Raw genomic sequence first — 11969 nt, forward strand, 5'->3', positions numbered from 1 at the left:
AACTGGCGGTAGAACAGAAATGCCTTGGGCAGCTCGTCCAGCCCGGTCAGCACGGTCGCCCCCGTGGTGGTCAGGCCGGAGAACGACTCGAAAAAGGCCTCGGAGACCGACATGCTCGGCACGTCGCTGAGGATGAAGGGGACGGCCCCCACGCTGCCCAGCACCACCCAGAACAGCACGACGATGAGGAAGCCTTCCTTGGACCTGAGATCTTTCTTCTGATGGCGGTTGGGGAACCAGAGCGCGGTGCCGAGCAGCAGGGCGATGAAGAAGGAGTTGACGAACTCGGCCCCCCCGCCATCTCGGTACCCAAAAGCCACCATCGCAGGCAGCAACATGGTCGAGCTGAACAGCGCGACCAGCAGACCCACGATACGGATGATGCTCAGAATCTGCATTCCGGCTCCCTCTTCAGACTAAAAGAGCGATGGATTCTAGCCATCTAGAGGACGAAGGGATACCCGACCCTGAGTTCGGTCGGTCAGTTCTCGCGCAACCTGGGCCCAAGCGGAGGATTCCCACGCCACCTGAAGAGTGACGCTGGCACCGTAGTCGGCCGCCAGCAATTGACCCTGATGGGTGGAGATCAGCGCCTCCACCGCCCCCATGTCGGTATAGTCGCACTGGATGAGGGAGGGGGTCTGCTGACGCTTGATCCGGGTCTCGAGCCGCTTGAGGGCGGCCCCCACGCCACCGCCGTAGGCCTTGACCAGGCCACCGGTGCCGAGCAGCACGCCGCCGTAATAACGCACCACCACGGCGGCGACCTCACCGAGGCCTGCCCCCATCAGCTGGGCCAACATGGGTTTGCCCGCCGTGCCCGAGGGTTCGCCATCATCGCTGAAGCCATACACCTGACTGTCCTGCGGGGCCCCTGCGACAAAGGCCCAGCAGTGATGCCGGGCCCCGGGGTGTTGTGCTCTGATGTCGTCGATCCAGGCCTTGGCGGCCGGCACTGTGGGTGTGTGGGCGATGAAGGTGATGAAGCGGCTCTTCTTGATCTCTTCACTCACCTCCACAGGCCCGACCGGTATGGGGTAATCCGCCGCCATCAGAGCCCTGCTTGCCTCGTCAGGTTCTCCACCCCGTTGGCGTGCAGGACCACGTTGTCTTCGATGCGGATGCCCCCATAGGGGCGCAGGGCCTCGACCCTGTTCCAGTTGACCCGCTTGCCCTGTTCACCCTGGCGCAGCGGCTCCAGCAGGCTGTCGATGAAGTAGAGGCCCGGCTCTATGGTGAACACCTGACCCACCTCCATCACCCGGGTGCAGCGCAGATAGGGGAACTGCTCGGGAGCGGGCAGATGGGTACCGCGCTCGTCCTGCATGAAGCCGCCGGCGTCGTGTACCTGCAGGCCAAGAAAGTGGCCCAGGCCATGGGGGAAGAACGCATTGGTGACCCCGGTGTGGATCATCTCGTCCACCGACATGTCCACCAGCTCGGTGGCTTGCAGCAGGCGCGCCAGCCTGTGATGCATCTGCAGGTGCAGCTCGCTGTAACGACGACCCGGCTTGATCTCCTTGATAATCTCCTGCTGCTGGGCGTCCAGCGCCGCGATCAGATCGGCGAACTCGCCCCGGCGCCAGGCCCAGGTGCGGGTGATGTCGGAGGCATAACCATGCACGTCCACCCCGGCATCGATGAGGAAGGAGTGGCGCTCCGCATCCGGCACCCGCTGGGTGGAGAGGTGGGTGTAGTGCAAGATGGCCGCATTGCGGTTGATGGCGACGATATTGCCGTAGGGCGCATCATTGGCCCCCTGCCCGACCGCCTTCATGTAGGCCAGGTTGATCTCGAACTCGCTCGCCCCCGCCATGAAGGAGTCCTTGGCCGCGATGTGGCCGCGCACGCCGATGCGGTTCGCATCGCGCAGGCACTCCAGCTCATAGGGCGTCTTGTAGGCACGGTGATAATGCAGATAGTTGAGCACCGCCTCTGGATTGGGTTGCCCCAGCCCCAGCAGCTCGGCCACCTCCAGGTGGCCCCCCAGATAGGCCCACTCCTGCTTGTTGGCCGGCAGGTGATCCGCCACCTGCTCAGGCCGGGTCAGGAAACGGATGTCGAAGAAGTCGACCCAGAAAGCAGTGGGCAGATCCGCCACCTTGTGCCAGAAATCCACCGGCCGGTAGAACAGCAGCACCGGCTGGCTCACCCCGTCCACCAGCAACCAGCAGTGGGGATTGTCCAGCACCGGCAACCAGGCCTTGAACTGGGGGTTCACCTTGAAGGGGTAATCCTGATCGTCGAGGAAGATGCGGTGGGTCTGGCCGGCATGGATGGCCAGTCCGCTCAGCCCCTGCTGCTGCAGTATGTCGCGGGTGCGCCGCTGAAGGGTGTCGAGATGCTGGGCAAAAAGTTGGCTGTAACTGCTCATGGCGTCCTGCTCCGGGCGAATGTGACTTCAGCATAACATCAAGCGAATCAAGGCTCGAGCCGCCAGGCTTTCGCTTCGTGAGGTAACGCATAGGTTACAGGGTTTTTGTTATTAAACGAAAACAGGCAATTAACAAACAAAGAACAATTCAATACACTGCCCACAGACAGTAGATAACAGCCGTCAGGAACGACTCATGCAAAACCTTTGTCTGTGGACACCGGATCAGGACAGGATGCAGCACTCCAACCTCCACAGGTTCATGGCCGAGGTCAATCACTTCCACGGCCTGCAACTGCGCAGCTACGCCGATCTCTATCAATGGTCGGTGGAGAAGACCACCCGCTTCTGGCCGCTGGTGTGGCAGCACTGCGGCGTCAAGGGGGAGCTCGGCAACATAGTGGCAGAGAACCGCCAGGAGATGCAGCGTGCCCGCTGGTTCCCGGACAGCCGGCTCAACTTCGCCGAAAACCTGCTGCGCCGCCAGGACGAGAGCCCGGCCATCATCTCCCGCATCGAAGGGAGCCCAAGCCGCGCCCTGAGCTGGCGCGAGCTGGCGGATCAGGTGGCCCGTCTGGCCCAGTGGCTGCGCAATCAGGGGATTGGTCGTGGCGATGTGATCGCCGCCTACCTGCCCAATATCCCGGAAACCGTGGTGGCCATGCTGGCAACCACCAGCCTGGGCGCAATCTGGACCTCCACCAGCCCGGATTTTGGCGAAGCCAGCGTGGTAGAGCGCTTCGGCCAGACCCGGCCGCGAGTGCTGTTTGCGGTGGACGGCTACCGCTACGGTGGCAAGGCCATCGACATACAGGAGAAGGTGGCCGGCGTGGTGAGCCAGATAGATAGCATAGAGCAGACGGTGATGGTCCCCCTGCTGGGCAACGCCCTGCAACTGGGTCACGACTGGCAGCAGGTGCTGGCCAGTCAGCCCAGCGCCCAGCTCGCCTTCGAGCCCATGGCCTTCAATGACCCGCTCTATATCCTCTACTCCTCCGGCACCACCGGCAAGCCCAAGTGCATCGTGCACGGCATCGGCGGCACCCTGCTGCAACATCTGAAAGAGCACCAGCTGCACTGCGACATCAAGCCGGGGGAGCGGATCTTCTACTTCACCACCTGTGGCTGGATGATGTGGAACTGGCTGGTCAGCGCCCTCGCCTCCGGCGCGACTCTGGTGCTCTACGACGGCTCGCCGTTCTACCCGGATGGCAACGTGCTCTGGGATCTCGCCCGCGACGAAGAGGTCGCCCTGTTCGGCACCTCGGCCAAGTATCTCGACGCCCTGCACAAACAGGGTTATGCCCCCATCAACAGCCACGACTTGCCGCACTTGCGGCTGATCTGCAGCACCGGCTCAGTGCTGTCGCCGGAGGGGTTTGACTACGTCTATCAGCAGATCAAGCAAGACGTGCAGCTCAGCTCCATCTCCGGTGGCACCGACATCTGCTCCTGCTTCGTCATCGGCAACCCGCTCAGCCCCGTCTACCGCGGCGAGAGCCAGGGGCGCGGCCTCGGCCTCGCGGTACAGGTGTTCAACGAAGCGGGCCAGCCGGTACAGGGAGAGAAGGGCGAGCTGGTCTGTACCAAACCCTTCCCGGCACAGCCCATCGGCTTCTGGGGGGACGAGAGCGGCGACAAGTACCACGCCGCCTACTTCGAGCGGTTCGACAACGTCTGGTGCCACGGCGACTGGATCGAGCTGACCCCGACCGGCGGCGTCCTGTTCTACGGCCGCTCCGACGCCACCCTCAACCCGGGCGGCGTGCGCATCGGCACCAGCGAAATTTACCGCTATGTCGAGCAGCTCGACGAAGTGGAGGAGAGCATCGTCATCGGCCAGCAATGGCAGCAGGACGAGCGGGTAGTGCTGTTCGTCAAGCTCAAGCCAGGTCTCATGCTGGACGAAGCGCTGCGCGAGCGCATCCGCCAGCAGGTGCGCCAGCACTGCACCGCCCGTCACGTGCCCGCCCGCATCCTGCAGGTGGATGCCATCCCCCGTACCAAGTCCGGCAAGATTGTGGAGCTGGCGGTGCGGGAAGTGGTGCACAACAGACCCGTCAACAACACCCATGCCCTCGCCGATCCCGAGGTGCTGAACCAGTATCGCGATCGTCCCGAACTGGCCAGTTGATAACAAACTCACATCCATCCGAGGCGCCGCAAGGCGCCTCTCTCTTGTCCATTCCGTGATGGAGAGCTTTTACTCGACAACTGTTAAACAAATGTTTTAAATAGGTGTTGAAAATGTCTCCTTTTGGATCAATAGTGAGCCTCGCCCCCTGCTGGGGATAAAGGAGCACCATTCCCCACAGAGTGGGAACAAGGAGACACTCTCATGATCTACCAAGGCGAAACCCTGACGGTCAGCTACCTCGAAGACGGCATTGCCGAACTGAGGTTCGATGCCCCGGGTTCAGTCAACAAGCTGGATCGCGCTACCCTGCTCTCCCTGAGCGAAGCGATCGCCGCATTAAAACAAGAACGTGAACTAAAAGGTCTGATCCTCACCTCCGGCAAAGACGCCTTTATCGTCGGCGCCGACATCACCGAATTCCTGGAACTGTTCGATCTGCCGCAGGAAGATCTGCTCGGCTGGCTGAAAAAGGCCAACGACATCTTCAGCGCCATCGAAGATCTGCCGGTACCCACCCTGTCCGCCATCAAGGGCCACGCCCTGGGCGGCGGCTGCGAGACCATCCTCTCCACCGACTTCCGCCTGGCCGACACCAGCGCCAAGATCGGCCTGCCCGAGACCAAGCTCGGCATCATGCCGGGCTTTGGCGGCACCGTCCGCCTGCCACGGGTGATCGGTGCCGACAACGCGCTGGAGTGGATCACCACCGGCAAGGATGTCCGTGCCGATGACGCCCTCAAGGTGGGTGCCATCGACGCCGTGGTCGCCCCCGCAGCACTGCAGGGCGCCGCGCTGCAGATGATCAAAGACGCCATCGCGGGCAAGCTGGACTGGCAGGGCCGCCGCGCCGCCAAGAAGGCCCCGCTGCGCCTCTCCAAGCTGGAAGCCATGATGAGCTTCACCACCGCCGCGGGCATGGTTGCCGCCGTGGCGGGCAAACACTATCCGGCCCCCATGGCCGCCGTGAAAACGGTGGAAGCCGCCGCCGGCATGGGTCGTGACGACGCGCTGGCCGCCGAAGCCGCGACCTTCATCAAGCTGGCCAAGACCGACGTGGCCAAGGCGCTGGTCGGTATCTTCCTCAACGATCAGCACATCAAGGCGCTGGCCAAGAAGGCCGCCAAGCAGGCAAGCAAGGCCACTGGCCACGCCGCCGTACTGGGTGCCGGCATCATGGGCGGCGGCATCGCCTACCAGTCCGCCAGCAAGGGCATCCCGGCGGTGATGAAGGACATCAACGAGAAGGCGCTGGCACTTGGCATGAATGAGGCCACCAAGCTGCTCAACGGCCAGCTCGAGCGTGGTCGCATCGACGGCATCAAGATGGGCCAGGTGCTCTCCGCCATCACTCCTACCCTCAGCTATGACAACGTCAAGCATGTGGATGTGGTGGTCGAAGCCGTGGTCGAGAATCCCAAGGTGAAAGCCGCCGTACTGGGCGAAGTGGAAGGGATCATCGGCGAAGACGCCGTGCTCGCCAGCAACACCTCCACCATTCCCATCTCCCTGCTGGCCAAGGGGCTGAAGCGCCCGCAGAACTTCTGCGGCATGCACTTCTTCAACCCGGTGCACCGCATGCCACTGGTGGAGATCATCCGCGGCGAGCAGACCTCGGATGAAACCATCAACCGCGTGGTGGCTTACGCCGCCGCCATGGGCAAGTCCCCGGTCGTGGTCAACGACTGCCCGGGCTTCTTCGTCAACCGGGTGCTGTTCCCCTACTTCTTCGGCTTCAACAAGCTGGTCGCCGATGGTGCCGACTTCGCCGCCGTCGACAAGGTGATGGAGAAGGAGTTCGGCTGGCCCATGGGCCCCGCCTACCTGCTGGACGTGGTCGGCATCGACACCGGCCACCACGCCGGTGACGTGATGGCGCAGGGCTTCCCGGCGCGCATGAGCAAGGAAGGTCGCACCGCCATCGACGTGATGTACGAAGTGAACCGCTTCGGTCAGAAGAACGGCAAGGGCTTTTACGCCTACGAGCAGGACAAGAAGGGCAAGCCGAAGAAGGTGGCCGACGCCGCTGCTTACGAGCTGCTGGCCCCCATCGCCAAGCCGAAACAGGATTTCGACAAGGACGCCATCATCGCTCGCATGATGATCCCGATGATCAACGAGGTAGTGCTCTGTCTGGAAGAGGGCATAGTTGCCACGCCAGCCGAAGCCGACATCGCACTGGTCTACGGTCTGGGCTTCCCTCCCTTCCGCGGCGGCGTGTTCCGCTATCTGGACACTATCGGTCTGGATCGCTACGTGGCCATGGCCGACCAGTATGCCGACCTGGGCCCGCTCTACCGCGTCAGCCACAAGCTGCGTGAGATGGCCGCCCAGGGCAAAACCTTCTACTGATTGCGGAAAGGAGATCCATTCATGAAAGACGTAGTCATTGTCGACTGTATCCGGACCCCGATGGGCCGGTCCAAGGGCGGCGCCTTCCGCAACGTGCGTGCAGAAGACTTGTCCGCGCACCTGATGACATCCATCCTGCTGCGCAACCCCAACCTCGACCCGAACGAGATCGAGGATATCTACTGGGGCTGCGTGCAGCAGACCCTGGAGCAGGGCTTCAACATCGCCCGCAACGCCGCCCTGCTGGCTGGCATTCCCAAGCAGGTGGGGGCGGTCACCGTCAACCGCCTGTGCGGCTCCAGCATGCAGGCGCTGCACGATGCCTCCCGCGCCATTGCGGTGGGTGATGGGGATATCTTCATCATCGGCGGCGTCGAGCACATGGGTCACGTGCCGATGAGCCACGGCGTCGACTTCCACCCCGGCATGGCCAAGTCGGTGGCGAAAGCCTCCGGCATGATGGGACTGACCGCCGAGATGCTCGGCAAGCTGCACGGCATCAGCCGTCAGCAGCAGGACGAGTTTGCCGCCCGCTCCCACCGCCGCGCTCACGCCGCCACTGTGGAAGGGCGTTTTGCCAGGGAGATCGTCGGGCTGGAAGGCCATGACGCCAGCGGCGCCCGCTTCTTCTACGACTACGACGAGGTGATCCGCCCGGAGACCACGGTCGATGGCTTAAGCCAGCTGCGCCCGGTGTTTGACCCGGTCAACGGTACCGTCACCGCCGGCAGCTCCTCGGCGCTGTCCGATGGTGCCGCCGCCATGCTGGTGATGAGCGCGGACAGAGCCAAGGCCCTCGGCCTCACACCGCGCGCCAAGGTACGTGCCATGGCCATCGCCGGCTGTGACGCCGCCATCATGGGTTACGGCCCGGTGCCGGCCACCCAGAAGGCGCTCAAACGTGCCGGTCTGACCGTCGGTGATGTCGACCTGTTCGAGCTGAACGAGGCGTTTGCCGCCCAGTCCCTGCCCTGCGTGAAAGACCTGGGTCTGCAGGATCTGGTGGACGAGAAGGTGAACCTGAACGGCGGCGCCATTGCGCTGGGTCACCCCCTCGGCTGCTCCGGCGCCCGCATCTCCACAACCCTCATCAATCTGATGGAGGAGAAGGATGCGACCCTGGGGGTTGCCACCATGTGCATCGGTCTGGGTCAGGGCATCGCCACCGTCTTCGAACGAGTGTAAGTAACGCCCTGGCCGGCTCGCCGGTCAGGGGGAAACAACAGACACGGGCCCGCCCCTGCATCCCGGCGCAGCGGGCCCCATCACAGGTGTTGGGGCCGCCTTTGCGACCCCGTTATCGAGTCTGTGGAGTGCGCCACACGGGGTGCACTCCTGTCGTCGGAATCTGCGTGTTGGCCGGCCCGTTTGGGTCGGCCTTTTTTATTCTTTTCCCGCGATCGGGGTCAATCCGGGGGCTATATTGCCCATAACTTCACATTAGAGGGGGGCCTTGCTTGCTTTTTGCTCCCCCGACAGGTTCAATCTGCACAAAAAAATGGGTGGATGCACATACATATGTCAACGAGCAAACAACTGCTTATCGTCGACGACGATCAGGAGATCCGCGAGCTGCTCAACGAATACCTGACCCGGGCGGGCTTTCAGGTATTGACCGCGGCAGAGGGCAACGAGATGCGCCAGCAACTCGCCCAGCACAGCCCGGACCTCATCATTCTGGACATCATGATGCCCGGCGACGACGGCTTTACCCTCTGCCAGCAGATCCGCCGCGACTCCCAGGTACCCATCATCATGCTGACCGCCGCCTCCGACGAGGCGGACCGGGTGATCGGCCTGGAGCTTGGCGCCGACGACTACATCGCCAAGCCGTTCAGCCCGCGCGAGCTGCAGGCCCGCATCAAGGCGCTGCTGCGCCGCGCCGAATTCCGCCAGCCGGAGAAGGAGAAGGAGCCGAGCCGCCGGCTGCGCTTCGCCGAGTGGACCCTGGACACCCTGAGCCACCAGCTGACCCACGACGACGGCAGCCTGCTGGACCTCTCCGGCAGCGACGCCATGCTGCTCGGCATGTTCCTGCAACAGCCCGGCGTGGTGCTGGACAGGGATACCATCTCGGACGCCACCCGCGGTCGCGAGAGCCTGCCCATGGAGCGCGGCATCGACGTGCAGATCAGCCGGTTGCGCCAGAAGCTGGGTGACAACGGCAAGAGCCCGCGCATCATCAAGACCATACGCGGCAGCGGCTACATGCTGATCGCCGAAGTCCACGAGATCCCGTAACAGGCAGGCTGTACGGCGAGAGGCACGAGTGGCCTTGAACGGCAAAAGAGAGGCCCATGACGGGTCAACGGCAAGGCGCAGAGGTAACCACCCCATGCTGATCGACAAGAGGCGCGAAAATCCGTGAGAACGAGATGGTTCTGGCGGGCCCTGGTGCCCCGCTCCCTGCTGTCGCGGATGCTACTGCTGTTGCTGCTCGCCATCCTGCTCTCCCAGACCATACTCACCGGCATCTGGATGCAGCAGATCCAGAAGCGGGAGCTGGAGGGCATGCTCAGCACCACCCGCAACCTGGCGCTGTCGGCCGCCTCCACCGTCAACTTCTTCAAGTCCCTGCCGCTGCAGTACCGCCACATCGCGCTGGATCAGCTGCGCAACATGGGGGGCAGCCGCTTCTTCGTGTCCCTGAACGAGGAGGAGATCCACATCAGCGCCATCCCCGACAGCGAGCGCAAGACGCTGGTGCTGAAGGAGGTGCAGGAGGTGCTGACCCGCAAGCTCTCCGACGCCATGGCCATCAAGGTGGACTTCTCCCGTCCCGAGGAGCTGCACGTCTTCAACAACGACACCCTGCTGGCGGACCTCCCCTCCTCCTGGGCCCGCTACACCCTGTCACTGGAGCCCATCAATCCGCCGGTGCTGGTGACCCAGATCGAGATAGAGCCGGGGGAGTGGCTCTACCTGGCGGCCCTGCTGCCCGCCCCCTATATGACGCTGGATGACACCGTGATGCCGAGCAACCAGGTGCGCTTCATCGCCCTGATGACGGTTTTCCTCTGCTTCTTCACCTTCATGCTGGTGCGCTGGCAGACCCGCCCCCTGCGCCGGCTGGCCAAGGCGGCGGTCAACCTCGGCAAGGACATCGACCAGCCGTCGCTCAAAGAGGAGGGAGCCTCCGAGATCGTGGCCGCGACCCGCGCCTTCAACATCATGCAGCAACGCATCCGCCGCTTCATCGACGATCGGGAGCGGCTGTTCAGCTCCATCTCCCACGATCTCAAAACCCCCATCACCCGGCTGCGGCTGCGAGTCGAGCTGCTGGACGACGAGGTGCAGATCGCCAAGTTCAACAAGGATCTCGACGAGCTGGAGCTGATGGTGAAAGGGGCGCTGCAGACGGTGAAGGAGACCGACATCCACGAGAACCTCGAGCAGATCGACATCAACGCCCTGCTGGAGCAGATGGCGGAGTCCATGAACCTGCACGAGGATCTGCTCACCATAGAGGGGCACTGCAAGTGGCCCTACCGCGGCAAGCTACTGGCCCTCAAGCGCTGCATCGGCAACCTGGTGGACAACGGCATCAAGTACGGCCAGAGGGTGCGCGTCATCATCATGGATGACGAGGAGATGCTGATCCTCTTCATCATGGACGAGGGCCCCGGCCTGCCGGAAGATCAGTTCGAACGCATCTTCGAGCCCTACTATCGCCTCAGCAACGACCCCTCCGGGACCGGGCTGGGCCTTGGCATCGCCCGCAACATCGCCCACGCCCACGGCGGCGATCTGGTGCTGGAAAATCGCCCCCAGGGCGGCCTGCAGGCCACCCTCTCCCTACCAAGGCAGTAATGTATGAAGTGGTTGTCGTTTTCTGTCATCGCCCTGCTCTCCCTGCCCGTTCGCGCCTCCCAGGTGGAGGTATTGCACTGGTGGACTTCCGGCGGCGAGGCCAAGGCGGTGGAAGTGCTCAAGTCGGAATGGGCCGAGCAGGGCAACCAGTGGAACGACTTCGCGGTGCAGGGCGGGGGTGGCAAGAGCGCCATGACGGTGCTCAAGAGCCGGGCCCTGGCGGCCAACCCGCCGGAGGCGGCCCACCTCAAGGGGTACGAGCTGCACGAGTGGGGCAGTCTGGGCTTCCTGCGCGATCTCACCCCCATGGCCGAACACCTCGGCTGGTACCCGCAACTGCCGCCCATGGTGCGGGAGACCCTGAGCCAGAACGGCGCCCTGATGGCGGTGCCCACCGGCATCCACAGGGTCAACTGGCTGTGGCTCAACCGCAAGGCGTTCGAGCGGCTGGGGCTCAGGCCTCCCACCGACTGGGCCCAGTTCGTGGCGGTGGCGGAACAGTTCAAGGAGAAAGGCATCACCCCGCTCGCCATCGGCAACGAACCCTGGCAGCTCGCGGTGCTGTTCGAGACGGTAGCCCTCGGCGAAGGGGGCAAGATCTTCTACCGCAAGGCCTTCCTCGAACAGGACAGCGCCACCCTGACCGGCCCCGACATGGTGCGGGTGCTGACCCGCTTCCAGCAGCTGCGCGCCTATGTGCCGGAGAAATACGCCGGCCTGAAGTGGCACCAGGCCACCAATCTGCTGGAGAGCGGCGGTGCCGCCATGCAGGTGATGGGGGACTGGGTCAAGGGGGAGCTGAGCGCCGGCAACTACCGACCCGGTGAGGATATCGAGTGCCTGCCGAGCCCCGGCAGTGCCGGGCTGTTCAGCTACAACCTCGACTCCATCGCCATGTTCAAGCAGCGGGACCCCGCCCAGCTGCAGGCCCAGGGCGAGCTGGCCAGGCTGCTGATGACGCCGAGATTCCAGGAGGAGTTCAACCGGGTGAAGGGGTCCATTCCGGCGCTCATCAAGCCGGACATGAGCAAGTTTGACCGCTGCGCCATCCGCTCCTATCAGGATTTCCTCCACGCCGAGCAGCAGGACAACCTGCTGCCCAGCATGGCGGAGGGGATGGCGGTGCCGACCAACATGCGTCAGGGGATCATGGATGTGCTGAGCAGTTTCTTCAACGATGCCAGGGCCAACCCGGAGCAGACGGCGCTGCAGCTGGAGCGCGCCATGCGCTCGACCCGATCCGGCGCGGAGCAGAAATGACAAAGGCGGAACCTGTCCGCCTTTGAATGCCGAGAGCCT

9 protein-coding genes (1 of these 9 cut by a window edge) are annotated in these 11969 nt (G+C 63.6%); 6 read left to right on the forward strand and 3 right to left on the reverse strand.

Annotated elements, in window-relative coordinates; all coding sequences use genetic code 11:
* The 3 genes in view from R2B70_RS19575 to pepQ are tightly spaced (at most 36 nt apart) and all read right to left on the reverse strand, a layout consistent with a single transcriptional unit that may run on beyond the window.
* On the reverse strand, positions 1–398 hold the start of the coding sequence (locus tag R2B70_RS19575) for a TrkH family potassium uptake protein (protein ID WP_209794942.1). The gene continues 1060 nt to the left of window position 1, outside the view; only the first 398 of its 1458 coding nucleotides appear in the window; it begins with the start codon at positions 396–398; its stop codon lies off the left edge, out of view.
* Positions 399–434: 36 nt separating this feature from the next.
* Positions 435–1052 carry a YigZ family protein gene (locus R2B70_RS19580; protein ID WP_042074062.1) on the reverse strand — a complete coding sequence of 206 codons (618 nt, stop codon included), beginning with the start codon at positions 1050–1052 and terminating at the stop codon, positions 435–437.
* Positions 1052–2374 carry a Xaa-Pro dipeptidase gene (gene pepQ / locus R2B70_RS19585; protein WP_318162274.1) on the reverse strand — a complete coding sequence of 441 codons (1323 nt, stop codon included), beginning with the start codon at positions 2372–2374 and terminating at the stop codon, positions 1052–1054. The genes R2B70_RS19580 and pepQ overlap by 1 nt, the downstream gene beginning before the upstream one ends.
* 196 nt (positions 2375–2570) lie before the next feature.
* On the opposite strand from pepQ, the gene R2B70_RS19590 reads away from it, so the two are divergent.
* The 6 genes from R2B70_RS19590 (at position 2571) to R2B70_RS19615 (ending at position 11930) form a co-directional block, all read left to right on the forward strand.
* A complete protein-coding gene (locus tag R2B70_RS19590; RefSeq protein ID WP_318162275.1) occupies positions 2571–4508 on the forward strand; it encodes an acetoacetate--CoA ligase in 1938 nt (645 codons plus the stop codon).
* Between the two features lie 204 nt (positions 4509–4712).
* Positions 4713–6860 carry a fatty acid oxidation complex subunit alpha FadB gene (gene fadB / locus R2B70_RS19595; RefSeq protein WP_318162276.1) on the forward strand — a complete coding sequence of 716 codons (2148 nt, stop codon included), beginning with the start codon at positions 4713–4715 and terminating at the stop codon, positions 6858–6860.
* 21 nt (positions 6861–6881) lie between these two features.
* Positions 6882–8045: an acetyl-CoA C-acyltransferase FadA gene (gene fadA, locus R2B70_RS19600; RefSeq protein ID WP_318162277.1), complete on the forward strand. Its 1164-nt coding sequence runs from the start codon at positions 6882–6884 to the stop codon at positions 8043–8045.
* Positions 8046–8378: 333 nt separating this feature from the next.
* Entirely contained in the window at positions 8379–9101 is a 723-nt protein-coding gene (locus tag R2B70_RS19605; protein WP_042074053.1) for a response regulator, read from the forward strand.
* A gap of 123 nt (positions 9102–9224) precedes the next feature.
* Positions 9225–10670: an ATP-binding protein gene (locus R2B70_RS19610; protein ID WP_042074051.1), complete on the forward strand. Its 1446-nt coding sequence runs from the start codon at positions 9225–9227 to the stop codon at positions 10668–10670.
* 3 nt (positions 10671–10673) lie between these two features.
* Positions 10674–11930 (forward strand): ABC transporter substrate-binding protein, encoded by a 1257-nt coding sequence (locus tag R2B70_RS19615; protein WP_042074049.1) that lies wholly within the window; start codon positions 10674–10676, stop codon positions 11928–11930.
* The last annotated feature ends 39 nt before the right edge of the window (positions 11931–11969 follow it).

Source organism: Aeromonas sp. XH, from assembly GCF_033348475.1.
GTDB classification, from domain to species: Bacteria; Pseudomonadota; Gammaproteobacteria; order Enterobacterales; family Aeromonadaceae; genus Aeromonas; species Aeromonas sanarellii.

Coding starts and splice junctions, on each gene's coding strand:
- R2B70_RS19580 (WP_042074062.1), bottom strand. CDS start 1,052: ATGGCGGCGGATTACCCCATACCGGTCGGGCCTGTGGAGGTGAGTGAA.
- pepQ (WP_318162274.1), bottom strand. CDS start 2,374: ATGAGCAGTTACAGCCAACTTTTTGCCCAGCATCTCGACACCCTTCAG.
- R2B70_RS19590 (WP_318162275.1), top strand. CDS start 2,571: ATGCAAAACCTTTGTCTGTGGACACCGGATCAGGACAGGATGCAGCAC.
- fadB (WP_318162276.1), top strand. CDS start 4,713: ATGATCTACCAAGGCGAAACCCTGACGGTCAGCTACCTCGAAGACGGC.
- fadA (WP_318162277.1), top strand. CDS start 6,882: ATGAAAGACGTAGTCATTGTCGACTGTATCCGGACCCCGATGGGCCGG.
- R2B70_RS19605 (WP_042074053.1), top strand. CDS start 8,379: ATGTCAACGAGCAAACAACTGCTTATCGTCGACGACGATCAGGAGATC.
- R2B70_RS19615 (WP_042074049.1), top strand. CDS start 10,674: ATGAAGTGGTTGTCGTTTTCTGTCATCGCCCTGCTCTCCCTGCCCGTT.